This window comes from Pseudemcibacter aquimaris (assembly GCF_028869115.1).
GTDB lineage: Bacteria > Pseudomonadota > Alphaproteobacteria > Sphingomonadales > Emcibacteraceae > Pseudemcibacter > Pseudemcibacter aquimaris.
Genome location: NZ_CP079800.1, coordinates 2,120,982 through 2,147,484, shown reverse-complemented (window position 1 = coordinate 2,147,484; position 26,503 = coordinate 2,120,982). Strand labels below are relative to the sequence as shown.

Sequence of the window (26,503 nt, the reverse complement as noted above, 5' to 3'; positions counted from 1 at the left end):
ATGAATAAGAATTTAGCGACACTTGTGTTAATGGCAGTATTATCATCATGTTCAGAAATACCAGTAAATAATGAACAGGAAACTAGCCAAGCCGAAATATCGATTAATGATTTTGTTTTGGATGAAATTACCGTCGCTGAATTAAACGAAGCCTATAAAAATGGTACCTATACAGCGGAACAGGTGGTTAAATTATATCTTGGTCGTATTGAAGCGCTCAATAAAAAAGGGCCACGCCTTAACGCTGTTATATCCGTTAATCCGGATGCTGTTGCTATTGCGGGTGCGCTTGATCAAGAACGTCAAGAGACAGGCCCGCGCGGGCCAATGCATGGAATACCGATCTTATTGAAGGATAATATTGATACCAAGGACAATATGCCGACTACGGCAGGATCAATTGCGTTAAAGGATAACTATGCAAAAGAGGATTCACCACTCGCCGCGAGTCTTCGTGAGGCCGGTGCAATTATTATTGGTAAGGCGAATTTAAGCGAATGGGCTAATTTCCGTTCAACAAACAGCTCAAGCGGTTGGAGTGGCATGGGCGGTCAAACCAGAAATCCATATTTGCTTACCGCCAATACCTGTGGTTCCAGTTCAGGGTCAGGGGCTGCTGCTGCGGCCAATATGGCTGCGGTGACCGTTGGGACCGAAACGGATGGTTCGGTGGTGTGTCCGGCTGCGTATAACGGTATCGTTGGCATTAAACCAACAGTGGGACTTGTCAGCCGTACAGGAATTATTCCAATCGCGGCAACACAGGACACCGCAGGGCCGATGACCAGAACGGTTGCGGACGCAGCATATTTGTTAACGGCGATGGTTAGCCAAAATGCAGAGGACCCAGCCACATTAAGCCAGCCGGATGTTAAGGTCGCATATGAAGATCATTTAAAAGCGGATGGTTTAAGCGGTAAGCGGATTGGTGTCATTAGATCCCCTTTTAGAATGCATGATGATTTACCGGAAATTTTTAATGAAAATATTGAAGCCATGAAAGCACATGGCGCTGTGATCATTGATGATCTTGAGTTTGGCAGCAGGGAAGGGATCGGTAAAAATGAAGGAACAGTGCTCGATTATGAATTCAAGCATTACCTAAACGAGTATTTAAAGAATACTCCTGACGCGGTGGAAACAAGAACGCTTGAAGAATTGATTGCCTTTAATATTGAGCATGCGGATGAAGAAATGCCATATTTTAAGCAGGAAATATTTCTAGATTCACAGGAAAAAGGGCCGCTAACGGATCAGGAGTATTTAGAAGCAGCACAAGGCAACCAACCAGCCATGCAAAAGGTGATTGATGATTTGATGGATGCACATAATTTGGATTTGATTGTGCTTCCTTCAAGAAACCCTGCAAATAGTCAGGATGTAATTAATGGTGACCATCCAAGTGGGGGTGGTACGTCGTCTTATGCCGCGGTTAGCGGCTATCCGTCAATTACGGTCCCAATGGGGTATATTCATGAGCTTCCTGTATCATTATCATTCATCGGAAGGGCGTATTCAGAAGCAATGATGATCGAAGCGGCATACGCTTTTGAAAATGCGACAAAGGTCAGGAGGAAACCAAAATTCCTGCCTTATGTTTATGAATGATGGATGGTATTAATCTCTGGAATCCAGGATTTCAATCGCGTCTAACAATCTGCGTCGTTTGATGCTTTTGCCGTAAATAAGGTCGGGAACGTTTATAAATTCAACATTTTCAAAATCTGAATTGGTATATTTACGGTATGACCGTCTCATTTGTTGTCTGATATCCTGCTCTTTACTGGCAATAAAAACATATCTGTTGTTTCTCATCAGTTCGATCGTGTCGGGTGTATCATTTCGCCAATTAATAGGAAGGCATGTTGCATAAATTGCTCCCTTAAAGATAGTTGGATAAACCTGCATCGCCGCGCTGGCCGGATGACAGCCATCTGTTGATGCTGCAATATAAACCCTGTCAGGGTTTATACTGTACTGACTTTCGATCAGTGGCGCAGCAAGAACGGTTAATAACATTTCCTTATTTTGCGGAAGACGTCCAACTTTATTCATGGAAATCCAGATCAGGTTCTTGTCATCCATGGCAGATTCCCACCCAAATGGCATATTCGCCTGGTTGCGCTCTGTTATATGAACAAGAATGCCAGGTGGTTTGCTACTATCATATCCTTTTGGAATATATACGGACCATTTATACTGTTCATCTGTTGCAAGGACAGCTTCAAATGGAATGGCATCATTGCCGATGATTTCCCCACTTGATTTTGTGTATTCTTTATATCCTGTGATGTCTCTTCTATCATCTTGAGCGAATAAGGAATTTGAATATAAGAGTGATATTGTGACAATAATTATACGGCTGATCATCTTCTAGAAACCATCATTTTTTTAACAGTAATTTTATTTCTACATATATCATATCTTAAATAAACTCATTCAAAAATACTTTAATTGACTGACTCAATATCGCCATCAAGGTATGCGACTATATCTCTGATATGATTATTGTTTAGTTTCACATTACCATCAAGTGATGACAGTAGCTTGAACTGTGTATTTTCTATGCCGGATTTATTATATTTTATCAGAGATCTTCTGATTTCTCGGTTGTTTTCGCTGCGTGCGCTGGCTATGAAGACATATCTATGCTTTCTCATAAGGTCGATGCCGGGTGGCAATTCTTTCTTCCAGGTTTCTGCCTTGCAGCTGTTATAAATGGCGCCTGAGAATATATTCGGATAAATCCTTGCTGCGTTACTCGCCAAATCACAACCAGATCGGTCGCCTGTAACATAAACCCTTGATCCATTGATTGGATATAATGATTCAATAAGGGGCGTTGCAAGCACACCTAACAATAGTTTCTTTCTATTGGTGAAATTCCTTGCCCTTTTAGGGGAGACCCAAATGAAATTTTTCTCTTCGGCGGCACCTTTCCAGCCTGATTCAACTTGGTTTGGATATTTGTCGCTGAAATAAACAATTACACCAGCTGCGTTTTCCGGTGTAAAATTGGCCGGTACAAAGACGTTCCAAAGCAATTCTTCATCTGCATCAAAGATTTGTTCATATGATTTGGCTGTCTTTTCCCCCAGAAGGTCCACAATGGTGCTTTTTACGTCAAATTCACCAGTTCGGTAATTTCTTTCGCTTTCTTGTGCAAGTACAGGTTGGCTTACAAGAAAAAATAAAAAAATGAATATTTGTTTTAGCATTTATAAGTCTCCAATAACTTATTGATCTAGCATGTTAATTGCTTTTAAAATTCTACGGCGATCAAACCTAACGACAATACGGCCTTGGCTGTTAAGTAACAAAAATTCTACTTTACGAACTCCAGCTTCTACAAATTTATGATATGCATATCCAATTGTTTGTGGAATTCTGGTTTTGCTTGAAGAAACAAAAACAAATTTATTATCCAATGCGTTTTGGATTTTCTCATCTGCGTTCTCATCCCAGACATTGTTATCGCCGTAATTAAGACTGCTGAAAATTGCACCTTTAAATATATTGGGGTAATTAAGAGCTGCTCTACTCGCAATTCTAGGTTCACCAGAAATATAAATGCGATCAGGGTTGATTGAGTATCTTTTTGTTATTTGTAAAACAGCCATCATTGCAAGCATCGTTTTTTGTTGAATTGTTGATCCATTGCCTGATCTTCTTGGAGCGATCCAAATTAAGTTTTTATCTTCAATGGAACTGTACCAACCCCGTGGCGGTCTTACATCATTTGGCGCGCCTGCAAAAACCATTATCCCTGCCGGTTTATCCGGGTTATATCTTTTGGGTACATATACCTCCCAAGATAAATTGGCATTAGCATCAATAATGTTTTTGAATTGCTCGGCATCATGTCCTAGCACTTCTTCAGGTGTAGAGGTTAATATATATTCACCAGTTTTTTGAGCATTTGCAGAAACAGTACTCAACAATAATATCAAAATAACAAAAGATTTTTTAATCACGAAGGCCCCAATTAGTTTTTAGAATAAAATGAATGTTTATTTATAAGAAAATACCACTTTATTCCTATTGATCAAGATATTCAATCGAGTTTAATAAATCTCTTCTGTCGAAACGTTGCCTGCCTCTAAGGAAATGAAGTTGGATGTTTTCAACACCGGCGGCTTTAAATTTATTGTAGGCGTATCTGTTTCCTTGTGGAACAATGTGTCTTTCTCTTGTGACAAATACGTAGCGGTTTTTCAGGGCTTTTTTAAGTTTTTCGTCCGCATTATCTTCCCATAACTTGCCACCAAGCAAAATTGCGCCATTGAACATTTCCGGGTATTCAAGCGCGGTTCTACTGGCGGTGCGACCTTCGCCGGAAATATAAATTCGACTGTCGTCGATATTATATTCTTTTTGGATCATCGGCACAGATAGCATCGCGAGTAATTTTTTCTGATGGATGGATGACCCGTTGCCTGATCTTCTTGCGGCGACCCATATTAGGTTGCTGTCTTTCATCGCACTTAACCAGCCGACAGGGGGGCGAACATCATTCGGCGCACCCGCATAAACCATTACACCAGCAGGGTTCGATGCGTCATAATTTTCAGGTACGTAAATTTCCCAAGAGATGTTATCATCTGTTGCAATATAATCATTATATTGCGCGGCGTCCTGCCCAAGGATTTCAGCAGGAGTAGATGTGATAATGAATTCACCTGTTTTGGATGTTTGGGCGAAAGCAGTTGTTATTCCCAATAAAAACAGAATGAAGATGTTTCTGATAATCATATCAATCTCGAGGTGATTTTATTTAAATTTATGCAACTATAGGGTTAATTATATATATTCTAAGTTGCTTTATTTAAATAATTGCATGAAAATAGTAAAAAATCAAGAGCCGTCCAGAAATTCAATAGCTCGTTTTAACCTGCTGCTTCTTGGATTACTATGCCCCATTCGCGGTATTACCATCAGGTCAACGCTTGATACACCAGCTTTTTTATATTTGCTATAAACCTGTCTGGTGTCGTTAAGATTAAAATCCTCTGAACCAGTAATAAATACATATCGGTTTTCTTTGATCATATCCAGATTATTATCACTAACGTTATTCCAGAAATTTACCCCACAGTTATAAATGGCCCCTTTAAATATGTTTGGGTTTTGACTTGCCATGATACTGGCCACGCGACCGCCACCGGAAAAACCGGTAATATAAATTCTATTTAAATCTAATTTATAACGGTCTTGAACGTATTGAATGCCTGTCATCGCAAGCAGGATGCGTTTCATTGTATAAATATCATTTCCTGAATTTCTCGCTGCGATCCAGATCAGGTTTTTCTCCTTCGTAATGTCAAGCCATCCGCGTGGGATGTTGATCTCATTTTCGGGGCTTATGTAGATAAGAATTCCTGGTGGGTTTTCTGATGAATAATTATCTGGGACTGTTATTTCCCAAGTTAGCTTTTCGTCATGGGGGATGATTGCCTGATTTGTGGTGGCAATATTTTGTCCTGCAATTTCGGTAGTCGTGCTGTTGATAATATATGAACCAGTTTTGATTTCAGTTTCCTGTGAAACTGATATGGAAAAAAGTGCTATATAACAAAGCAGAAAATGTAATGATCTCATAAAAATACCCTAGCATTTATCATCAAATACTAGGGCTTTATGTTTGATTTCATCAAGCAACGAAAAGTCACTTTTTCGTGAATTTAGGATTTAATCGGCATTAAATTCTACGTTTGCTTCGCTGCTTAGGTCACCTTTTGGTCTTACCATTTCAAGTTGGGTGCCTTCGATGATGTAATAAATCAATTCAGCAATATTTGTAATATGATCGCCAGCGCGTTCAACATTTTTGGCAACAAACAATAAATGCGTTGCCGGTGTGATTGATTTTGGGTTTTCCATCATATAGGTCAGCATTTGACGGAATAGACCATCATAAAGGTTATCCACAACCATATCACGAGACCATACGGCGATCGCTTTTTCTGCGTTTCTATTCACATAGGCATCAACAACATCTTTATTCATGATGTTGATCATGGAAATCATTTGGCTAATAACTGAATAATTGGCTTCTAAGTTCTTAGATTCATGAAGAACAGTTACGCGTTTGGATAGGTTTTTTGCATAATCACCGATACGTTCAAGAGCAGTGCTTATTTTAATCGCGGAAATAATTTCCCGAAGATCATCCGCCATTGGTGAACGGATCGCAATCAGTTCAATTGCTTTTTTTTCGATGTTTTGTTCCATGTCATCGACAATTTTATCTTGCTCGCGAATTTTTTTCGCAAGATCAAGGTCTTGGTTTAACAGTGCCTCTTCAGCATATGAAAATTGCTTTTCAACAAAATTTGCCATTTCAACTATTTTGGCACGCAATTCTTTAATATCTTCGTCAAATGAACTGACTATATGTGAATTCGACATGATTTCTTCCTTTGATGATCAACCGTATCGTTAATTAACCGTAACGTCCAGTGATATAATCTTTTGTTTTTTCGTGTTTTGGGTTTGTGAAAATGTCAGTTGTGTTGCCAACTTCCATTAATTTACCCAAATGGAAAAATGCCGTTTTTTGTGAAATACGTGCTGCCTGTTGCATGGAATGCGTTACGATAACAATGGCATAACGTGTTTTAAGATCTTCAATAAGCTCTTCGATAATCGCTGTCGCAATTGGATCAAGCGCGGAACATGGTTCATCCATCAAGATGACTTCTGGCTCAATGGCAATCGTTCTTGCGATACATAGACGCTGTTGCTGACCACCGGAAAGAGAAGTGCCGGATGCGTCAAGCCTGTCGTGTACCTCGTCCCAAAGACCGGCTTTTTTCAAGCTTGAATGAACAATATCATCTAGTTCTTCTTTGCTGTTGGCGATACCGTGAATGCGTGGGCCATAAGCAATATTGTCATATATGGATTTTGGGAACGGGTTTGGCTTTTGAAAAACCATACCGACACGTGCGCGAAGTTGAACAACATCGATTTTTTTATCATTGATGTTTCTGTCATCCAGTGTAATTGCACCTTCAACGCGGCACCCTTCGATGGTGTCATTCATGCGGTTCAGGCATCTTAGGAATGTTGATTTACCACAACCAGACGGGCCGATAAGGGCTGTTACCTCATTCGGATTAATATCCAGATTGATGTCACGAAGTGCATGGTTTTCGCCATAAAAAACATTAACGTTTTTTGCGACCATTTTTGGGTCGGCTTTTAATTCTGTGGCTTGATGACTTTCATTCATATCCATAACATTCATCCTGTTCACCATTTTTTCTCAAACTTTTGTCTCAACCAAATGGCTAAACCATTCATTATAATCAAGAATAATAATAATACCATAATTGCGGCACTTGTTTTTTCAAGGAAACCGCGTTCCGGGCTATCCGCCCATAAATAAACCTGTACCGGAAGGGCTGTTGCTGCTTCTGAAATGCCGGATGGTGTATCCACAATAAAGGCCACCATACCAATCATAAGAAGCGGTGCTGTTTCACCAAGTGCCTGCGCCATTCCAATAATCGCACCTGTTAAAATACCCGGCATGCTTAAAGGCAATACATGATGGAATACCGTTTGCATATGCGATGCGCCTAGGCCGATGGCCGCTTCCTTAATGGATGGCGGAACCGCTTTAATGGCGGCACGTGCCGTAATGATAATGGTTGGCAACGTCATTAATGCTAACGTCAAACCACCAACAAGTGGTGCAGAACGCGGTAATTCCATAATATTAATAAAGATCGCAAGACCAAGAAGACCGAAAATAATCGACGGAACCGCAGCAAGGTTATTAATGTTAATTTCAATCAGGTCAGTCAGCCTATTTTTTGGCGCAAATTCTTCAAGATAAATGGCCGACCCAACACCAATTGGGAAGGATATAAAGAATGTCACCATCAGGGTTAGGAATGAACCGACAGTTGCGCTCCAGATGCCGGCAAGTTCTGGTTCACGGCTATCACCGCTGGTGAAAAAGCCCCAGTTAAAGCCCTGTTTAATGCTACCTTCTTCAGAAAATTGATCGACCCATGCGATTTGCATGTCTGAAATTTTACGGTCGCTTTCCTCTACGTCGCGGGAAATTTTTCCTTTTAAGAACATGTCAACGTCACTGCCAGCTTTCAAATCAATGGAAACTGTTTGCCCGATGATTGATGGGTCAACGAGGATTGCATCACGAATGTCGGTTTGTGCGCCAACACTGAAAAGACGCAGCATAGCAAATGTATCACGGCGGCTTGTGACATCAGGAAACTTTTCCTGTAATGCACTAATGAGCATTCTGTTGGCGTTAATACCTGCAACATGAGCACTGCGCTCTTCATCATTCATGGCTGATATATCACCGATGACGGCTTCATCCATGTTGATGTTCATTGTAATGCGTGTTTCAGTAAAGCCGCTAAAACCAGTAATGAAAATACTGATCAGCACGACAAGTAGTGCACCGATAGCCGTTCCAAGGCTACAGATCGCTAGCGTCTTGAAAAGTTTTTCTTTTCTATAACGCGAAGCAAGCCTGTCTAACTGTTCCTGGGAATTCCAGTCTACTTTTGCCTTGTGCTTTTTCTTGGCAATATGCTGTTCTGTTTCCGGTGTATCAGTCATATTCTTCTCTGTATTTTCTTACGATGTATAGTGCGAGAGCGTTTAGCGCGAGCGTTGTTACAAATAACGCTAACCCCAGGGCAAACGCAGATAGTGTCTTAGCACTCGCAAATTCTTGGTCACCGGTTAACAGCGCAACAATTTGCACGGTAACGGTTGTGACGGCCTCTAACGGATTAATGGTAAGGTTCGCGGCCATTCCGGCGGCCATAACCACAATCATGGTTTCACCGATGGCGCGGGATGTCGCGAGCAATAATGCGCCAACAATGCCGGGCAGGGCGGATGGCAAGATTACTTTTAATACGGTTTCTGTTTTGGTCGCGCCAAGGCCCAGTGACCCTTCGCGTAAATTCTGTGGAACCACACTGATCACATCATCTGATAATGATGAAATAAGCGGAATAATCATTACGCCCATAACGATACCTGCGGCAAGTGCGCTTTCCGATGCGATTTCAAGACCGAGAAGCTCACCTGTATTACGGATAAACGGCGCAACAACAAGCGCGGCAATAAAACCGTAAACAACAGTTGGGATACCAGCAAGAATTTCCAAAAGCGGCTTTGCAATTTTTCTAACGCGTTTGCTTGAAAATTCAGCCATGTAAATAGCAGATAGCAACCCGATAGGTCCCGCGATCATCATGGCGATGATGGTAATGAGCATTGTACCAACAAAAAGCGGTACGGCGCCAAATGCGCCAGAGCTTCCGACCTGATCGGCGCGGATGGCTGTTTGTGGGCTCCATTGTGTGCCAAATACAAATTCGGTTATGGATACCTGGTCAAAAAAGCGGATGCTTTCAAATAACAACGAAAAGACAATACCAATTGTCGTGATAATGGCGATGATTGAAAAGATCAGAAGAATAGTACGAACAATGCCTTCGATATTATTTCTGGCATTGACGTGCGGGTTCATTCTTGAAAGGGTGCGGTAACCGCTAAAGCAGCTAAGGCCAAGACCGGCTAAAAAGAATGCCCATGCTAGTTTTTCTGATGTATCAACATAATATTCTGCGTGAGACAATAATGCTTGGTCCGGGGTTTCAGCATTAAAATAGCCCTTTACAGAATTTAAAAGATTTTCTAGCTCAAACGGTGCAAGACCAGTGGTCTTGTCACCAAGATTGGTTAAAAGCATGCTGTCCAAAATTGAATTACCAAAGATGAACCAGATCGATAAAACAATAAAACCGGGTATAAAGCTGTTAATTCCCGCGGACCAACCATAGTGAATCGGCAGGGAATGAAGTATTTTTATATCGCCGTTAGATACCTGTAACGATTTTTTCTTGCCGACATAGTAAAATGAAAACAGCAATAAAAACAGACAAATAAGTAATGAAAAGACGCTCATTTATTGGGATGCCCTATTTAAGTAATCGTTATCAGTTAATCAATCGTTGTATAGAATAAAAATGAAAGAAAGGCCAGTATAAGACTGGCCTTTCATATTTATTTCACAAAGTTACTTACTTAGCGGAATAAGGTTCGTTGCAGTATTTTGAACATCTGCAAGTTCAGCGCCCGGAAGCGGAATTAAACCTTTTTCAGCAAGGTAACCAAAATCACCCATCGCTTTGTCGCTTAGGAACTCAGATAGATATTCCTGAATGCCTGGTACTGTACCGATGTGTGCTTTCTTCACATAGAAGAAAAGCGAACGTGATACTTTGTATGCTTTATCAGCGATGTTTTCGAATGTTGGTTCTGATCCTTCAACAACGTTACCTTGGATAACGTCACTGTTTTCTTCAAGGAAGCTATAACCGAAAACGCCATATGCATTTGGGTTTGCCTGAAGCTTACCAACGATCAGGTTGTCATTTTCGCCTGATTCAACATATACGCCATCTTCGCGGATTGTGTGACAAAGTGCTGTATAGCGACCTTTATCTGAACTTTTAAGTGCCGCAACTTCTGGAACCTGTTCACATCCGCCTTCAAGAGCAAGCTCAGCAAATGCATCACGTGTGCCAGATGTTGGAGGAGGGCCAAGAACCTCGATCTTTGTATTTGGAAGAGCAGGGTTCACATCTTGCCATGTGTTATGTGGGTTTGGAACGATTTCACCGTTAACCACAACTTCTTTCGCAAGCGCTGTCCAAATGTCTTTTAATGAAAATTCAACTTGGGCACCTTCTTTAGAGTTTGCAAAAACAATACCGTCATAACCAACTTTAATTTCAATGATTTCGCTGATGCCGTTTGACGCACAAAGTTCAACTTCTGAACTTTTGATTGCGCGTGAAGCATTGGTAATGTCAGGGTGGCTTTCACCAACGCCAGCACAGAAAAGCTTTAGACCGCCACCTGAACCAGTACTTTCAACAACAGGTGTTTTGAAAGATGTTGAACGACCAAACTCTTCGGCTACTGCCGTTGAAAATGGAAACACTGTAGATGAACCTACAATTCGGATTTGGTCACGTGCTTCTGCAGCGGCAACCATGGAAAGACCTACCAGACCCATTCCGATCATTTTAAGCGTAGGTTTTTTGTACATCATTTTTCTCCAATAAAAAAATTCAAACATAATAAAAGAATCACTCTTCTTTCTTAAAAAGACATTAGTAAATCTGCGTTACAGTTTTGTGACAATTACGTTAAACAAATATGTCACAATTTAATAAGTGATTGTTTTTAAAAGAAAAAGGCGGATATGATATCCGCCCCTTTATCATGTTTTATTATGATTGCCTGTTACCAGTGTGTTTGGAAACGAACGCCGAATGCATCGATCTTTTCGCCGTCGTTTACACCGCCATCAATATCCGCTTTTACATAGTTCGCTTGGATACGTACGAAATTGTTAAGATGCCAGTTAACACCAAACTGATATGATGTTTGTTTACCACCCATAACGCCTGAATCGGCGTCATTTAGATCAACAACGTCATAACGTGCTGCTAGTTGCCATGCGCCAGCGCCGCCTTGGAATACTGGGTTAATAACTTGTGCTTGGTCGATCATACCTTTTTTGTAACCGCGTGTTTCACCGGTTAGGAAGTATGATACGCTTGCATATCCGCCTTGGAATGTTGAACTTGTACCACCTGTCGGTGCGTCAACTGTCATCCATCCCCATTCGCCCTGTACGTTTAGTGGGCCAACGATCGTTACAAGTTCACCACCAACGAATGTATCTGATGTTGCATCAAGAGCTGTTGTGTCGATGTATTTGTTTGGTGATAAATGAAGGTGAGGGCGATGGCTATAACGAATTGTTGGTTCGACATTTTCGTCATTTTCGCGTTTATAAGCAGAACCACCAATGTGAACTAAGCCACCATCAAATCTTTGTGCATAAGTTGCACGTGCAGCGTAAGTGCGGCCTTGCTTGTCATTGCCGTTGTTAAATTCACCCTGATAAACACCACCGATAAATGTAAAGTCGTTTTTATCAACGTTCGCCGTTAGACCGACTTGGCGGCCAAATTTGAATGCATCGGTAAAACCAGCACGTTCGATGAATAGTGTGTGACGTGTTGATGACATCTCTTCGAATGATACCGGAACTTTAAATTGACCGGCCATTACGGAAACAGGGTCTAACGCCCATTCGATATAAGCATCTTTAATTTCTGTTCCGCCTTCGCCCCAATCAACTTCGAATTTATATTTTACGTCGCCAGCCATAAGGCCTTCAACGCCGATACGTGCTTGGCGTACTTCTGTCTTATCAGCGAATGTACCGTTGCTGTCGGATAGGGTTCCCCAATCAACGAACATACGGCCACGTACTTTCATTTTGAAATTGCCGTCTGCACTTTCAATTTCCGGTGCGCCTTTCCAGTTCACTTTAAAATCTTGTGCATTTGCTGCATTTGAAGAAGCAAACATGGATGATGTAAGAGCTGCTGTTGCTAGCATTACATGCTTAAATTTTGGTGTATACATAATCATTCCTTATGTGTTTTACCGATTGTTACAAATTAATTATGCTTTTATGTGGGAAATGTTACAGAATTATTACACATGCATTACAAAATTGTGACTCAAGCATAATTGATAATAATTTATTGCTTCACTATACATCGTAATTGTTGCTTTATGGTTAATAGGAACTTGCAAGTTCGTTTTTAAACGAGCAAAGTGACTGAAATATTTCATTATGTTGAAAAGGAATGAAAAATAATGTCGACGATTAAACCTGTCCAAAATTTGGAAGAAAATGAACGCGTAAAAGCCGTTTTTGATGATATCAGAAAAACAAGAAATTCAGATTTTATCAATAATATGTGGAAATATATCGCATTCGATGAAGATTTACTAGAACGCACATGGGCAGATGTAAAAAGGGTTATGGCTGAACCGTCGGCAATTGACCCAGTAACAAAAGAAATGATTTATATTGCAGTTTCTATTGCAAACAGCTGTTCTTATTGTGTCCATTCCCACACAGCAATGGCAAAAGCAAAGGGAATGACGGATGATCAGCATGCAGAACTAATCAAGATCGTCTCACTTGCTGCACGGACAAATCACATTGCAAATGGTATTCAAATTCCAATTGATGATGTGTTTGAAGCGGAAAATGGATGATTCTTATATCAAAGGTCATCCAATCCTTTTAAGGCTAGGCGCAATAACCTTTCTTCAATAGCCAGAAGTGGAATTGTCGCCTTTGCTTTGCTTGGGTCATCCCCAGATCCGGTAATAAAGACGATAATGCCATCGTTTGTTAGTGGATCAAACCAGAATTGCCCTTCAAGACCATAAGCTGTTCCAAGATGGCCGTAAAGTACGCGACTATCTTCGGTTAAGCCCCAATCTTTTAAATCCTGAATATGGGTGGATAGGCCGTATGCGGTCATCATGCCAGCTGAACTGCTATCACCTTCTGCTGCTTCGCCGCCAGTGTGACCATTATTTGTTATTGGGTCATATTTCCATACGGTCTTCATCATTTCATTTATTGATGCTTTGGAAATGATTCGTTCACCGTTATGAACACCATCATTCAGTAACATTTTCATTATTACTGCCAAGTCACGTGATGAAACACGAAGCCCCCCTTGTGGGGAAAATAATGTAGGATTTTTCCCAGGGACATAATTTTCCAGCGGTGAAAGGTCAGGCGTTTCATTGCGCGCGAATGCATCACTTTCATAATAGCACCCAATTGGGTCACCATCCACCTGTTCAATCCATGGCCCCTGTGGGTCCCATGTTACGCCACCTTCACCACGGCGATAAAGGGTTGCCATAGCCGCGAAATTATTTTCATGAAGCGTACAAACGCTGAAACTTGAAGTGATTCCTAGTTTGTCAAAAAGGCTTTCTTTCACAAAAAGATCCATGCGCGTGCCGGTTACATTTTCAATAATACCGGAAAGAATACCGAAATTCAGATTTGAATATGTGAAATATTCACCGGGGCCACGGTTTTCACCGCTGGCGAAATGATTTCCGTTATCATAATGTTCTGCGCTGCGATCATTTTCACCGCCCGGAATAAAGAAATCTTTAAAATCTTCTGTTAGCCCCATGAAATAATAGGCGCCATCACGGATGGATGATGTATGCGTTACTAGTTGCTTTATTGTAATGGGGGTATCGGGATAATTTGGATTTCTTAATGTAAATCCAAGATATTCTGAAATGTCAGCATTAAGACCTACTTTTCCTTCTTCGACCAATGTCATAAAAGCGGTTGTAAGGACAAATTTAGAAATGGATGCAATGCGCACTTTATGATCATTGGTAAGTGGTACTTCTGCGCTGGGGGTGCGTCTAGCAAGACCGGCGGCATGTTCAAAAGCATTTTCTCCGTTTTTAATAAGGATCATTTCAACGCCGGAAATTTCATTTGGTGCATCACCTGGTACATTAACCAGATCATCAAGTTTTTTCTTTAATTCAAGTTTTGCAGGTGAAGGTTGCTCGGTTTCGCAAGCTATTAATATGAATGATAGAAAAAATGCAGATATTATTTTGGCCATATTCTTGGGTATAGTCCTAAACGTGCTAATCAATATAGAGACAGAGTAAAGATATTTACTATTGATACAAGATGTTTTTACGCGACGGCATCTTGGCTTTCTTTAAGGCCTGCTGCTTCGCTATCTGGGATTTCCATTGTGAATGTTGATCCTTCACCATATGTGCTTTTTACGGAAATATTGCCGCCCATAAATTCGACAAAAGTCTTAACAAGCGCAAGGCCAAGCCCTGTTCCCTGATATTCACGGGTGTGGCTGTCATCAACTTGGGAAAAACGTTCGAACACAAGATCAAGCGAATCTTTTTTGATTCCGATACCGGTATCGATCACATCAAATTTCGCCCATAACATGTTCATCTTTTTTTCTTGTGTCAGATTAACGGTAATTGTCCCGTCTTTGGTGAATTTGGCGGCATTGTTAATCAAATTCATCAGGATTTGTTTGATGATTTTAGGATCAAGATTCATAACCTTTACATCTTCAGGGCAATTGATGATCAATTCGTTATTTCGTTCCTTAATCAGGTTGTCAGATACCTGACAGGCCGTTTTAATAAGCGGAGGAAGATCAACAGGCCAGATGTTAAGTTCCATTCTGCCTGCTTCTACCTTTGAAATATCAAGGACTTCGTTGATAAGGGCAAGAAGATGCTTACCAGATGCGTGAATGATATTGATGTCTTCTTCGATCTCTTCGGCTTTTGGGTATTTTAATCTGTGGTCCAGGATTAATTCACTAAAACCGATAATGGCATTTAATGGTGTTCTCAGCTCATGTGACATATTGGCCAGGAATTGCGTTTTAGCGAGGTTCGCTTCGTTCGCAGTCGCTACGGCTTCTTCGAGTGCTTCTTGATATATAATGCGTTCGCCAACATCGCGAAATACGGCAACATGGTTCCAGCCGCCAGCTTCTGCTTCCCAACCGGTTAGTGATAATTCGATTTGTGTTTCATTACCCTTTTTATCTTTCGCAGTTAGAATAAGTGCCGGGGAAGGGGTAATGTTTTTCTGGCTAAATGTTTCGTAAAGGGTTCTGTTTTTGGGAAAATTATTATTGTAAGGAATAATGTTTTCTAGTGCGAGCTCTAGTGCTTCTTCTTTTGAATAACCTAATATTTTTTCACAACCGGCATTCCAAAAGCGGATAAGGCCGCTATCGTTAAACATAAAGATGCCATCGGATGCAGTATTCACAATTGCACGTAGCCTTCTTTCTGATCTTGTAACTCTTTCTTCAGCGCGTTGTCTTTCTTCGAATTCTTGTTCAAGGGAATTTGTTTTTTCCTCGACGCGTTCTTCAAGTGTTGCAAGCAAATCTTTCATTTGTCTGTTTGTTTTATCAAGCTCAAGAAAAACTTTGATCTTAGAAATCAGGATATGTTGGTTGATCTCTTTTGTAATAAAGTCAACAGCACCAAGATCAATCCTTTTTAAAAGGGCAGGCTCATTGTCATAAGATTCGGTAATGACGATGACAGGTGTTTTTAAGGTTTGTTGATTTTCGCGTAAGGCTTTGATCATATCAATGCCATTCATATCTGGCATTTTAATATCAATAAGGATTAAAGAAAAATCATGCTCATTTGTTGCAGAAAGGCCTTCTTTTGCGGTTTCGGCTGTTAATACTTCGATATCAAGTTCTTGAGTAAGTAGTTCCACGGACTTAAATTTGGCCGGCAACTCACCAACGATCAGTAATTTTTGTGTTTTTACTCTCGTACTCATACCCGAATTAATTCCTTATAGGTCTGCTTTGATATCCGACAGGAAGTCTTTGTATTTAAACCATTTACCCTATTTGTGCATTTCAACTTTTACGCCGCACAACTACTTTTATTAAATTTTTACATATTAAGTAATAGAGGTATTTTTTTAATAAACTGTTAAGGGAAGATCATGAGTGCTCAATAATTTTTACTTGAAAATAAATAAATGACCGGTTATTTATTTATTGTGAGTTAATTAGATTCGTAGGAAGTGAAATTGTTGCAAACACAAGAAGTAGAGCCAAAGTGGCGTAGAAAGCCGGAAAATCGCCCTGATGATATACTTGATGGCGCGCTTATTGAGTTTCGCACGAAAGGGTTTAAGGGCGCACGGATAGAGGATATTGCAAAACATGCCGGGCTATCCAAAGGCACAGTGTATCTATATTTCAAAAGTAAAGAAGAAATGTTGAAAGCGCTGGTTCAGCGATCAATTCTGCCTATTGCATTAAAGTTATCAGAAATCGCAGAACATGTTTGTGATGAATGTACCGATGAGCCTGCTGCGGATGTGCTTAAAAAAATGTTGCTGATTGCGGGTGAGCAAATGATCGGTGAACAGGCGGGGGCAATCCCGCTTATCATCATTGGTGAATCCGGACGTTTCCCAGAACTTGCAGAATATTACCGCAGTGAAATTGTGGAAATTGTGATGAAAGCGGTTACAGCGGTTATTACCCGTGGCATTGAACGTAATGAATTTCGGGATGTTAATGTGCCAGTTTCCATTCGTACGTTAATGGGTGTGATCATAACGCAGGTCATTTGGAATGGTGTATTTAATCAAAATAAAACAAATGAAATTCCAGTGAAAGTGATCATTGAAGAACATCTGGATATATTTTTAAACGGCATATTAGTGTCAAAAGAGGTGACATTATGAAAAAGATGACAACTGTATTTTTATCATTATTGGTATTGGCTTGTTCAGAACAGACAAATGATAATGCCTTACAAGGATATGTCGAAGGAAGGCAGCTTAATCTCGCGCCAAGGTCAGGCGGGATACTTACCACCCTTAATGTAAGAGAAGGGGATCAAGTAGTAAAAGGCGATATGCTATTTGCCGTTGATAGTGAACGTGCCGAAGCTGCCCTTGCCGAAGTGATCGCAGCAAGCGATGCAGCGGCGGCTAATCTTGAAAACCTTAAAAAAGGTGGGCGCCCAGAAGAAATTCAAGCGGCCGAAGAAACTTTACGCGAAGCTGCCGCCGCCTTGAAACTTGCGCAGCAAACATTTGAACGAACAGAGGATCTTGTGGAACGTGGTGTTTTTTCAACGGCCAGACTAGATCAGGACCAAGCCGTTCTTGAAGCAAGCCGCGCCAGACACACAGAAGCAAAAAGCAGACTTGATATTGTAAGGCTTCCTGCACGTGAAGATGTGATCAGGGCCGCTGAACGTGAACTTGATGCAAGGAAAACTGCAATCGTTCGTGCGGAAACGGAATTGCGTGACCGTGGCGTTGTTGCACCATCAAACGGCAGAATAGAAACGATTTATAGACGTGTTGGCGAAGTAGCGGGGCCAAATCAACCTGTGCTCGCGTTATTACCACCAGAGCAAAAACGCATCAGATTTTTTGTTCCTGAACCAATGCTTGGTAATGTTAAAATTGGTAATCAAGTTTCACTCTCTTGTGATAATTGCGAAGGCGGACTTAGTGGTGAAATTATATTCATTGCGGATCAGGCAGAATTTACGCCACCAGTTATTTTTTCTGAAAAAGAACGGGTGAAGCTTGTTTATCTGGTGGAAGCGATGCCGGAAAACCCAGAAAGTTTTCACAATGGTCAACCGGTTAAGGTGAACCTTCAATGAATAATGTTGAAACTGTCATTGATGTAAAGGGTCTGACCAAAGTTTTTGGCGATAAAAAAGTCGTTGATGATTTTGATCTGACCGTGCCACGTGGTGCCGTTTACGGGTTTTTAGGGCCAAATGGTTCCGGTAAAACAACAACAATTCGTATGGTTTGCGGGCTTTTGGTCCCAAACGAGGGTGAGGGTAAATGCCTTGGTTTCGATGTGATTACAGAAAGCGCAGACATTAAAAAGCGTGTCGGGTATATGACGCAGAAATTCTCGTTATGGGAAGACCTGACCATCAGGGAAAATCTGGAATTTGTGGCGCGTATGTATGAAATGGATAACCGCAAAACACGCGTTGATGAAGCGTTGGATGAATTGGGTTTAAGCGGACGTTCCCATCAGCTTGCAGGAACACTTTCCGGTGGCTGGAAACAGCGTCTTGCCTTGGCCGCCTGTATGATGCATGAACCGGATTTATTATTATTGGATGAACCAACGGCCGGAGTGGACCCAAAAGCGCGCCGCGAATTTTGGGACACCATACATGATGTGGCGGATAAAGGTGTCACCATTCTTGTATCGACCCATTATATGGATGAAGCAGTTCAATGTGATTATATCGCCTATATCGCCTACGGGAAAAAATTAATCGATGCACCAAGTGATGAACTTGTTGATCGGGTTGGTCTTTATACCTGGCGTGTCGAGGGTAAAGGGTTAGCTGCACTCACCAAAAAACTTGATGGTGTAAAGGGTGTTGAACATATCGCCCGTTTTGGTACCGCACTTCACATTAGTGGCCTTGATAAACAGGCGTTGGAGGATGCAGTTAAACCGTATTTCGATGATGAAAAACTGAATTGGAAAGAACGTAAACCCGGCCTTGAAGAGGTGTTCATTCATCTGATGGGTGGATCGGAGGATAATTTCCAATGATGAAATTACTAAAGGCAAGATTGTTTTCATTTGCGCGTATCAAAGCGGTTCTTTTAAAAGAATTCGTGCAAATGAGGCGTGACCGTATGACTTTTGCCATGATGGTTGGTGTGCCGATCATGCAGCTTGTTTTATTTGGTTTTGCGATTAATTCTGATCCAAGGCATCTTCCTGCTGCATTAATTGATCATGATCAATCAACATTTTCACGGTCAATCATCACGGCCGCGGAAAATTCGACCTTCATGAATATCGCCTATAGACCGAATACCGAAGCAGAGGCCGAACAGTTAATGCGTGAAGGCAAGGTCAATTTTATCTTTATGATACCGGGTGATTTTTCAAGAGATTTGGTGCGTGGCGATAATCCGCAAGTTTTGCTGGTTGCTGATGCTACCGATCCATCGGCCTCATCAGGGGCGGTTAATTCCATGAAACAGATTGTGCAATCTGGGCTCATGCGTGATTTATCGGGTTCATTATCCCATTTGGCGGATAAGCCACCCACGGTGGATGTTATAATGCATAAACGATATAATCCGGCGGGGATCACACAATATAATATTATTCCAGGGTTGCTGGGTATTATAATTGCCATGACGATGACCATGATTACGGCGGTGGCCATTACCCGTGAAAAGGAACGCGGGACCATGGAAAACCTGCTTGCTATGCCATTAAGGCCCATTGAAATGATGATCGGCAAGGTGGCGCCATATGTGATTATTGGATATGTACAAACGGCCGTCGTGATGACGGCTGCGACATTTGTGTTTGATATTCCCATGGCCGGGTCATATGTCGTGTTATTAAGCGCCGTTAGCATGTATATCATCGTGAATTTGCTGATTGGTTTTTTCTTTTCCACCATTGCAAAAACACAGATGCAGGCATTGCAGATGACGTTCTTTTTATTGTTACCGCAAATCTTGCTATCCGGATTTCTATTCCCGTTTTTGGGCATGCCGCGCTGGGCACAGATTATCGGTGAATGTTTACCGGCAACCCATTTTATGCGTTTGATGCGGGGCGTTATGCTTAAGGGGGCGGATGGTGCAGATCTGCTAAATTCATTCTGGCCTTTGGGCGTCATTATGGTGGTTGTGTCCATATTTGCAATGATCAGGTACCAAAGAACACTTGATTAAATGATTGCCTTTTTGCCTATCTGATATAGAAATATATCAAGCAAGATTAAAAAGGGAATAATGTGCAAAAGCAAACATTCATGAAACAGGAAATAAGAGAAATTCCTGATATTCTTGAAAATCTGATCTCACATTCAGAAAATGGTATCAAAACAGCCGCAGAAAATATTGGCGCACATCATGTGCCATATGTTACGACCATTGCACGCGGCTCATCTGATCATGCGGCAACATATTTAAAATATATTATTGAACTATATGCAGGTGTTCCTGTTGCATCGATTGGCCCATCTATTTCATCCATTTATGGCGCAAAGCTTGATATGTCAGGCGCATTAAGCCTGTCGATATCGCAATCGGGACAAAGTCCTGATATCGTCCACATGACAGAAATGGCCCGCAAAGGAAACGCGCGCACAATTGCCATAACCAATGATGTGACATCGCCCCTTGCGAATGTGTGTGATCATGCTCTTGATATTAAAGCTAGCAATGAACGAAGCGTGGCCGCCACGAAAACATTCGTTAGTTCAGTTGTTACTGGATTATTGTTTGTCGCATATTGGAAAAATAATCGTGAATTATTAGAAGCAATCAAAAAATTGCCAGAACAGGTAAACGATGTATTTCAAACGAATTGGGATATATTGTTGGATGGGTTAAATGGTCACAGTTCAATATACTGCCTTGGGCGTGGACCAGCATGGGCCATCGCCAACGAAGCTGCATTGAAATTTAAGGAAACATGCCAGATACACGCTGAATCATATAGTTCGGCAGAGGTCATGCACGGCCCTAAATCCATTATTGGTCAAGAATTTCCAGTTATTGCGTTTGCCGCGCGAGATGCTTCGGAAAAATCCATGATCCAATCCGTTCAAATGTTGGGTGAACAGGGCGGGCAATGTTATATTACATCGGAAAAAGTATGTAGTGCTGAAAAGCTTGCCTTTGTTTCATCGGGGCACCCAGCAACGGATCCACTATTATTGATAATCAGTTTTTATCAATTTATTGAAAAGCTGGCCAGACACAGGGGCCTTAACCCGGATGAGCCACCACATTTAAAGAAAGTGACAGAAACCATTTAAAACCGTATGGTACTTAAAACAAATTCTAAAGGGGCGATTATGAATAAATTATTTTCAATTTTTATTGGTTTGATTTTTATTGTTTCTGCGGCGTTCGCGCAGGAAGAGCCAAAAAATATACCGACACCGGAAAATCCAGCGAAATTTGTGACAGAACATCAAATGCGCATCAATGGTGAAAATGTTTCTTATACGGCAACGGCACAAGAAACATTGATGTATGATGAAAAAACGGACGAGGTCACGGGTATGATCTGGAATGTGTCATATATTCGTACGGATAGTGGTGCTGGTGAAAATCGTCCTGTTACATTTATCTTTAACGGTGGGCCGGGTTCATCATCCGTGTGGCTTCATATGGGAGTGTTTGGGCCAAAGCGTGTTGTGTTGGATGATAATGCGACAGATGACGGGGCGGCGCCATTTAATATTGCGGATAATCCACTTTCAATCCTTGATGTGTCAGACATGGTAATCATTGACCCGATTGGTGTTGGATATTCCAGAACGCTTGGAAAATCTGATGGTAAAGATGCATGGGGCGTTGCGCAGGATGCGAAATCCGTTGGTACCTTTATATATCGTTGGCTGACGGAAAATAACCGCTGGCAGTCACCAAAATATCTGGCGGGCGAAAGTTACGGCACGACCCGTGCAGCAGCACTCATCAATGAACTTGAGGGCGGTTGGACTGATGTTGCCTTTAATGGTGTGATCCTTATTTCAGCGGTGCTTGATTTTAACAGCCGCGATATGGCCGACAGTCATATTGATGGGTATCTTGCTTATCTGCCGACCATGGCGGCGACGAGCTGGTATCATGACTTAGTTGCGGATAAGAAAGGATCGATCGAAGAATTCCTTGATGAGGTTCGTGATTTCACAATCAATGAATATGCACCGGCGCTTTTCCTTGGTTCATCACTTGCACCGGAAAAACGTGCAGCAATCATTCAAAAACTTCATGATTATACGGGGCTAAGTAAGCAATATCTTGAAAATGTGGATATGAAGTTTTCACCGGATTTATACCGCGCTGAAGTGATGCGTAATGACCGTAAATCGGTCGGTAGATTGGATGGCCGATATACCATCAATGAAAGAAGCGGCAACAACAGAACATATTCATATGATCCGTCGGCGGCGGGGATTGATGCGGCTTATACGGCAGGGTTAATGCATTATATGCATAATGAACTTGATGTTCAGGGTATCCGCAGAAAATATAATATTCTGGGTGGTATTGGCCGTTGGGATTGGCAAGGTGAACGTAGCGACGCCAATGTCGCCGATGACTTGGCGCAGGGGCAAGCGGAAAATAAAGACCTGCGTATTTATGTGGCCAATGGATATTATGACATGGCGACACCATTTCACGGTGCGGAAATGACATTCAATCAATTTGGCTTTGATAAGTCGCGTATTGAAATGAGCTACTTTGAAGTGGGCCATATGATTTATATCCATCAGCCGTCACTTGAAAAAATGAGCCGCGAAATGCGCGATTTCATATTAGCGGACATGGAATAGTATTAAACCATATGGTTAAATAAGAGGTGTGTCATGGGACGTGACATAGATATTTTCGAAATAAAGCAGGAAGATCAACGCAGGTTTACCGAGCGGCTTTATGAAAATCTTGATGCCTTAAAAATCGCCCTTGCGAAACCCGGTTTTGGGGAGGGCGAAATTACCCTTGGCGCGGAACTTGAAAGCTGTATTGTTGATAAACGTGGGGATGTGTCACCGATTAACATGGAATTGTTATCGGATCTTGATGACCCATTATTCTGTCACGAAATAAATAAATTTAATCTGGAATATAATCTTCCCTTTGTTAAGGCAGAGGGAAAACCATTCTGCGCGATGCAAAAAGACGCAGAAGGCGGTTTTCAGAAGCTTTGTGATGCAGCAAAGAAAAGGCACGCGAATATTGCCCTTGTCGGAATTCTGCCAACATTGGTTCAAGAAAATTTTGATGTTGAAAATATGACCGATGTGGGTCGCTATCACATGTTAAACCGTGAACTACAGAACCTTCGCGGTGGGCCATTTAAGGTCAATATGAATGGTGTTGATCCCTTAAAAATGGAATGCGACCATATCACACTTGAGGGGGCAAACACATCATTTCAAGTTCATATGCGAATGGACCCAAACAGATTTGCCGATACTTTTAATGCGGCGCAGCTGGTGACGCCAATTGCGGTGGCGTTATCGGCAAATTCCCCGATATGTATGGGGCATCGTTTATGGCAAGAATCGCGTATCGCTTTATTCCGCCATAGCATCGATAACCGCCACAAGGATGATGTAAGCTGGCGTCAGCCATCCCGAATTTCATTTGGTAATGGATGGGTGCGCGAAAGCGTTCATGAATTATTTGCAGAAACAGTGGCGCTGTTTCCGTCTATCATTCCGCTTATTGATGAAGAGGATCCATTTGAGGCGCTTGAACAAGGAAGGTTACCGAAATTAGAGGAACTGAGCCTTCATCTTGGGACAACATGGCCATGGAACAGGGCGGTATATTCCGCGAAGAACGAAGGGCACCTGCGTATTGAATTCAGGGCGTTACCATCCGGCCCATCGATAGAAGACATGATGGCAAGCGCGGCATTCATCATTGGCCTGACCATGGGGATAAGGGATGATGTCAGTGATATTTTACCGTCCATGCCATTCCGTTTCGCAGAACATAATTTTTACCGTGCTGCGCAATCGGGATATGATGCCCGTATCATCTGGCCAAGCCAGAAACAATCAGAATTACAAGAAAGAAATATTACCGATGTGATCGAAGAAACACTGCCCCTTATGGAAAAAGGGTTAGAGATGATAGGCGTTGATCATGATGAAATATTAAAATATGCGGCAAATATAAAAGAACGTCTTAAAGGGCGCGCGAACGGTGCAACCTGGCAGTTGGATGTTCTGGAACAATATATGGAACAAGGGTTAAGCCAACCGGAAGCGTGCCATGCCATGACATTAAAATATATTGAACAACAGCAATCCGGTAAATCAATTATAGACTGGCAGACAACAATTTAATGCGCGATACGATCAATATAATCAGCAATCCAGATGCGGACTTTCTGGGCCACAGTGTGATTGAATTTTTATATCACCTTGATGGCCCTACTTGGATTGATATTACCGGTAAAGACACATCAAGAACCCGTGTAATGACAACTTTGCTGCACGGTAATGAACCATCCGGTGTAAAGGCCATATTCAATTATTTAACGGATGCGAATAGAAAGCAGCCCTTAACCAACATCAGCTTTATGATTTGTTCGGTTAAAGCGGCGCTTCTTGAACCGGATTTTACCCATCGTTATCTGCCCGGTGAGCCGGATATGAACAGATGCTTTCGCCCGCCGTTCGAATGTATGAATGGAATGCTTGCCAAAAATATTCTTGAACGTATTTCTGAATTAAAGCCAGAAGCCATGATTGATGTTCATAACACGTCCGGTTCTGGTCCCGATTTTACAATCTGTTCTGGTCACGACAGCATTTATGAAATTTATGCCAAGAATTTTTCAAGCCGTTTAATTCAAACGGACTTAAGCCTTGGATCGATTATGGAGGCAGATGTTGGTTGCCCGATACTGACGCTTGAATGTGGTGGAAGTTTTGATTTAAGTGCAGATTTAAAAGCAATTGATGCGATCAATCAGCTGGTTACGCACGATGATTTATTTGTTGATAATAACCAGCCATTAAATATATATGCGCATCCATTAAGATTTGAAATTAAGGATGATGTATCCATTGGATATTCAGAAGCACCATTAGACGGGATTGATGTTACATTAGAAGCAGATATAGAAGTACATAATTTTGGTGTGACCGACAAAAAATGTTTTCTGGGGTGGGTCGGTAATAAGGGACTTGATTATTTTACCGCCATTGATGATACGGGCCATGATATCAAGGATGAATTATTTTATGTGGATAATGGAAAATTATTTACAAAGAAAACATTGCGTTTATTTATGGTAACACCACGCCCGGAGATCGCCAAAAAAGATTGCCTTTTCTATCTGGTGATGGATGATTAATTAAATGAAACAAAAATGAATAAGGGAAAACCCATGAGAATTTTAACAGCTATCTTTACGTTGCTTTTGATTGCCCAAACGGCCTTCGCGCAGAATGCGTATAAAAAACCGGGGCAGGCTAATCTTCGTGAAATGGACCGCGAGATTAGAAAATATATGCGTGATAATAATATTCCGGGCGGCCTTGTTGCAGTTGCAAAAGGCGGCAAGCTGGATTTTGTGCGCACATACGGTAAATCGAATGTGGAACTGGATGTTGATGTTGATGAAAATCATGTGTTTGAAATCGGTTCCATCAGCAAGCAATTTGTCGCCGCCGCCGCGATGCTGCAAGTGGAAGAAGGCAAATTGAACCTTGATGATAAAATTGAAAAATACTTACCAAACTTACCAAGCGAATGGGTCGGTGTAACCGTAAAGCAACTGTTTAACCACACGTCCGGCATTCCAGATTATGAAGAAATTTATACATATGATGTTTACCGTCTGCGTATGACTCCAGAAGATATCATCAAAATCGCCAGCGGCCGACCGGTGGATTTTGAACCGGGGCAGGGATGGTATTATTCCAATACGGGCCATTATCTTGCCAGCATGATTGTTGAACGTGTTGATGGAATGCCAATTGGTAAGGTTCTTGAGAGCCGTATTTTTGAGCCACTTGGCATGTCACAAACACGATTTGCCGATCCAGAAGCCATCATCATGGGACGTGCGGAAGGGTATTGGGTAAACCGTAATGGTGAACTGATTAACCGCAACGCAACCGAAACGTCATCAACCCTCGGTGCAGGTGGATTATTATCCTCTGCGGCGGATATGGCGAAATGGGATCATGCGCTTTATGGCAATGATCTGTTAAGCGAAGAAAGCAAAAAAATCATGTGGGAAACGACAATTTTGCCGGATGGCCGTGATATGGAATATGGCCTTGGGTGGGATCTGGAGCTGGACCGCGGATTAAAAACCACAAATCACAGCGGACAAGTTGCTGGTTTTGTCGCGTATTTCTCGCGCTATATTGATGAAGATGTGGCAGTGATCGTGTTTTTAAACCGTTACCGTGTCAGCAGCCGAACTGTTAAAGACATAATGTTAAATTACATTATGCCGGGATCATAAGA

At 41.7% G+C, this 26,503-nt stretch carries 24 protein-coding genes; 11 read left to right on the top strand and 13 right to left on the bottom strand.

The window, feature by feature from the left end; all coding sequences use genetic code 11:
• Positions 1–1,608, top strand: a complete 1,608-nt coding sequence (locus tag KW060_RS10130) for an amidase (protein WP_249034709.1) — start codon at positions 1–3, stop codon at positions 1,606–1,608.
• Positions 1,609–1,617: 9 nt separating this feature from the next.
• Here the strand turns inward: KW060_RS10130 and KW060_RS10125 are convergent, their stop codons facing one another.
• The 11 genes from KW060_RS10125 to KW060_RS10075 all read right to left on the bottom strand — a co-directional run bounded on the left by KW060_RS10125 (position 1,618) and on the right by KW060_RS10075 (position 12,507).
• Positions 1,618–2,370: a hypothetical protein gene (locus KW060_RS10125; RefSeq protein ID WP_249034708.1), complete on the bottom strand. Its 753-nt coding sequence runs from the start codon at positions 2,368–2,370 to the stop codon at positions 1,618–1,620.
• Between the two features lie 80 nt (positions 2,371–2,450).
• Positions 2,451–3,218, bottom strand: a complete 768-nt coding sequence (locus KW060_RS10120; RefSeq protein WP_249034707.1) for an alpha/beta hydrolase family protein — start codon at positions 3,216–3,218, stop codon at positions 2,451–2,453.
• An 18-nt stretch (positions 3,219–3,236) separates the two neighbouring features.
• Positions 3,237–3,974, bottom strand: coding sequence for an alpha/beta hydrolase family protein (locus KW060_RS10115; protein ID WP_249034706.1), 738 nt, complete (start codon positions 3,972–3,974; stop codon positions 3,237–3,239).
• 64 nt (positions 3,975–4,038) lie between these two features.
• Complete coding sequence (locus tag KW060_RS10110) at positions 4,039–4,752, bottom strand: hypothetical protein (RefSeq protein WP_249034705.1); 714 nt, start codon at positions 4,750–4,752, stop codon at positions 4,039–4,041.
• 102 nt (positions 4,753–4,854) lie between these two features.
• On the bottom strand, positions 4,855–5,598 hold the full coding sequence (locus tag KW060_RS10105) for an alpha/beta hydrolase family protein (RefSeq protein ID WP_249034704.1): 744 nt from the start codon (positions 5,596–5,598) through the stop codon (positions 4,855–4,857).
• Positions 5,599–5,688: 90 nt separating this feature from the next.
• Positions 5,689–6,408: a phosphate signaling complex protein PhoU gene (phoU, locus tag KW060_RS10100; RefSeq protein ID WP_249034703.1), complete on the bottom strand. Its 720-nt coding sequence runs from the start codon at positions 6,406–6,408 to the stop codon at positions 5,689–5,691.
• A gap of 34 nt (positions 6,409–6,442) precedes the next feature.
• Positions 6,443–7,258 carry a phosphate ABC transporter ATP-binding protein PstB gene (gene pstB / locus KW060_RS10095; protein ID WP_420833188.1) on the bottom strand — a complete coding sequence of 272 codons (816 nt, stop codon included), beginning with the start codon at positions 7,256–7,258 and terminating at the stop codon, positions 6,443–6,445.
• Positions 7,255–8,601: a phosphate ABC transporter permease PstA gene (pstA, locus tag KW060_RS10090; protein WP_249034701.1), complete on the bottom strand. Its 1,347-nt coding sequence runs from the start codon at positions 8,599–8,601 to the stop codon at positions 7,255–7,257. The genes pstB and pstA overlap by 4 nt, the downstream gene beginning before the upstream one ends.
• On the bottom strand, positions 8,594–9,964 hold the full coding sequence (pstC, locus tag KW060_RS10085) for a phosphate ABC transporter permease subunit PstC (RefSeq protein ID WP_249034700.1): 1,371 nt from the start codon (positions 9,962–9,964) through the stop codon (positions 8,594–8,596). Before pstC ends, pstA begins: the two co-directional genes overlap by 8 nt.
• A gap of 111 nt (positions 9,965–10,075) precedes the next feature.
• The gene (locus KW060_RS10080; protein WP_249034699.1) at positions 10,076–11,113 is read right to left on the bottom strand and encodes a PstS family phosphate ABC transporter substrate-binding protein; all 1,038 of its coding nucleotides are present in this window, start codon (positions 11,111–11,113) and stop codon (positions 10,076–10,078) included.
• Between the two features lie 197 nt (positions 11,114–11,310).
• The gene (locus tag KW060_RS10075) at positions 11,311–12,507 is read right to left on the bottom strand and encodes an OprO/OprP family phosphate-selective porin (protein WP_249034698.1); all 1,197 of its coding nucleotides are present in this window, start codon (positions 12,505–12,507) and stop codon (positions 11,311–11,313) included.
• Between the two features lie 237 nt (positions 12,508–12,744).
• Here KW060_RS10075 and KW060_RS10070 point away from each other — a divergent pair, with 237 nt between their 5' ends.
• A complete protein-coding gene (locus KW060_RS10070) occupies positions 12,745–13,152 on the top strand; it encodes a carboxymuconolactone decarboxylase family protein (protein ID WP_249034697.1) in 408 nt (135 codons plus the stop codon).
• 8 nt (positions 13,153–13,160) lie between these two features.
• Here KW060_RS10070 and KW060_RS10065 read toward each other — a convergent pair whose 3' ends face one another.
• Positions 13,161–14,552: a serine hydrolase domain-containing protein gene (locus tag KW060_RS10065; protein ID WP_249034696.1), complete on the bottom strand. Its 1,392-nt coding sequence runs from the start codon at positions 14,550–14,552 to the stop codon at positions 13,161–13,163.
• Between the two features lie 77 nt (positions 14,553–14,629).
• Positions 14,630–16,282 (bottom strand): ATP-binding protein, encoded by a 1,653-nt coding sequence (locus KW060_RS10060; protein ID WP_249034695.1) that lies wholly within the window; start codon positions 16,280–16,282, stop codon positions 14,630–14,632.
• A gap of 258 nt (positions 16,283–16,540) precedes the next feature.
• On the opposite strand from KW060_RS10060, the gene KW060_RS10055 reads away from it, so the two are divergent.
• The 9 genes from KW060_RS10055 to KW060_RS10015 all read left to right on the top strand — a co-directional run bounded on the left by KW060_RS10055 (position 16,541) and on the right by KW060_RS10015 (position 26,501).
• Positions 16,541–17,206 (top strand): TetR/AcrR family transcriptional regulator, encoded by a 666-nt coding sequence (locus KW060_RS10055; protein ID WP_249034694.1) that lies wholly within the window; start codon positions 16,541–16,543, stop codon positions 17,204–17,206.
• On the top strand, positions 17,203–18,144 hold the full coding sequence (locus KW060_RS10050; protein ID WP_249034693.1) for an HlyD family secretion protein: 942 nt from the start codon (positions 17,203–17,205) through the stop codon (positions 18,142–18,144). Before KW060_RS10055 ends, KW060_RS10050 begins: the two co-directional genes overlap by 4 nt.
• Positions 18,141–19,070 (top strand): ABC transporter ATP-binding protein, encoded by a 930-nt coding sequence (locus KW060_RS10045; RefSeq protein ID WP_249034692.1) that lies wholly within the window; start codon positions 18,141–18,143, stop codon positions 19,068–19,070. Before KW060_RS10050 ends, KW060_RS10045 begins: the two co-directional genes overlap by 4 nt.
• On the top strand, positions 19,067–20,218 hold the full coding sequence (locus tag KW060_RS10040; protein WP_249034691.1) for an ABC transporter permease: 1,152 nt from the start codon (positions 19,067–19,069) through the stop codon (positions 20,216–20,218). The genes KW060_RS10045 and KW060_RS10040 overlap by 4 nt, the downstream gene beginning before the upstream one ends.
• An 80-nt stretch (positions 20,219–20,298) precedes the next feature.
• The gene (locus KW060_RS10035; RefSeq protein ID WP_250646656.1) at positions 20,299–21,309 is read left to right on the top strand and encodes an SIS domain-containing protein; all 1,011 of its coding nucleotides are present in this window, start codon (positions 20,299–20,301) and stop codon (positions 21,307–21,309) included.
• Positions 21,310–21,348: 39 nt separating this feature from the next.
• Entirely contained in the window at positions 21,349–22,839 is a 1,491-nt protein-coding gene (locus KW060_RS10030) for a S10 family peptidase (RefSeq protein WP_249034689.1), read from the top strand.
• 33 nt (positions 22,840–22,872) lie between these two features.
• Positions 22,873–24,363 carry a glutamate-cysteine ligase family protein gene (locus tag KW060_RS10025; protein WP_249034688.1) on the top strand — a complete coding sequence of 497 codons (1,491 nt, stop codon included), beginning with the start codon at positions 22,873–22,875 and terminating at the stop codon, positions 24,361–24,363.
• Positions 24,363–25,379 (top strand): M14 family metallopeptidase, encoded by a 1,017-nt coding sequence (locus KW060_RS10020; RefSeq protein ID WP_249034687.1) that lies wholly within the window; start codon positions 24,363–24,365, stop codon positions 25,377–25,379. Before KW060_RS10025 ends, KW060_RS10020 begins: the two co-directional genes overlap by 1 nt.
• Positions 25,380–25,412: 33 nt before the next feature.
• Positions 25,413–26,501 carry a serine hydrolase domain-containing protein gene (locus KW060_RS10015; RefSeq protein ID WP_249034686.1) on the top strand — a complete coding sequence of 363 codons (1,089 nt, stop codon included), beginning with the start codon at positions 25,413–25,415 and terminating at the stop codon, positions 26,499–26,501.
• The last annotated feature ends 2 nt before the right edge of the window (positions 26,502–26,503 follow it).

Coding starts and splice junctions, on each gene's coding strand:
- pstC (WP_249034700.1), bottom strand. CDS start 9,964: ATGAGCGTCTTTTCATTACTTATTTGTCTGTTTTTATTGCTGTTTTCA.
- KW060_RS10030 (WP_249034689.1), top strand. CDS start 21,349: ATGAATAAATTATTTTCAATTTTTATTGGTTTGATTTTTATTGTTTCT.
- KW060_RS10070 (WP_249034697.1), top strand. CDS start 12,745: ATGTCGACGATTAAACCTGTCCAAAATTTGGAAGAAAATGAACGCGTA.
- KW060_RS10035 (WP_250646656.1), top strand. CDS start 20,299: ATGAAACAGGAAATAAGAGAAATTCCTGATATTCTTGAAAATCTGATC.
- pstA (WP_249034701.1), bottom strand. CDS start 8,601: ATGACTGATACACCGGAAACAGAACAGCATATTGCCAAGAAAAAGCAC.
- phoU (WP_249034703.1), bottom strand. CDS start 6,408: ATGTCGAATTCACATATAGTCAGTTCATTTGACGAAGATATTAAAGAA.
- KW060_RS10080 (WP_249034699.1), bottom strand. CDS start 11,113: ATGTACAAAAAACCTACGCTTAAAATGATCGGAATGGGTCTGGTAGGT.
- KW060_RS10040 (WP_249034691.1), top strand. CDS start 19,067: ATGATGAAATTACTAAAGGCAAGATTGTTTTCATTTGCGCGTATCAAA.
- KW060_RS10110 (WP_249034705.1), bottom strand. CDS start 4,752: ATGATTATCAGAAACATCTTCATTCTGTTTTTATTGGGAATAACAACT.
- KW060_RS10045 (WP_249034692.1), top strand. CDS start 18,141: ATGAATAATGTTGAAACTGTCATTGATGTAAAGGGTCTGACCAAAGTT.
- KW060_RS10015 (WP_249034686.1), top strand. CDS start 25,413: ATGAGAATTTTAACAGCTATCTTTACGTTGCTTTTGATTGCCCAAACG.
- KW060_RS10025 (WP_249034688.1), top strand. CDS start 22,873: ATGGGACGTGACATAGATATTTTCGAAATAAAGCAGGAAGATCAACGC.
- KW060_RS10075 (WP_249034698.1), bottom strand. CDS start 12,507: ATGTATACACCAAAATTTAAGCATGTAATGCTAGCAACAGCAGCTCTT.
- KW060_RS10065 (WP_249034696.1), bottom strand. CDS start 14,552: ATGGCCAAAATAATATCTGCATTTTTTCTATCATTCATATTAATAGCT.
- KW060_RS10105 (WP_249034704.1), bottom strand. CDS start 5,598: ATGAGATCATTACATTTTCTGCTTTGTTATATAGCACTTTTTTCCATA.
- KW060_RS10050 (WP_249034693.1), top strand. CDS start 17,203: ATGAAAAAGATGACAACTGTATTTTTATCATTATTGGTATTGGCTTGT.
- KW060_RS10125 (WP_249034708.1), bottom strand. CDS start 2,370: ATGATCAGCCGTATAATTATTGTCACAATATCACTCTTATATTCAAAT.
- KW060_RS10130 (WP_249034709.1), top strand. CDS start 1: ATGAATAAGAATTTAGCGACACTTGTGTTAATGGCAGTATTATCATCA.
- KW060_RS10020 (WP_249034687.1), top strand. CDS start 24,363: ATGCGCGATACGATCAATATAATCAGCAATCCAGATGCGGACTTTCTG.
- KW060_RS10120 (WP_249034707.1), bottom strand. CDS start 3,218: ATGCTAAAACAAATATTCATTTTTTTATTTTTTCTTGTAAGCCAACCT.
- KW060_RS10060 (WP_249034695.1), bottom strand. CDS start 16,282: ATGAGTACGAGAGTAAAAACACAAAAATTACTGATCGTTGGTGAGTTG.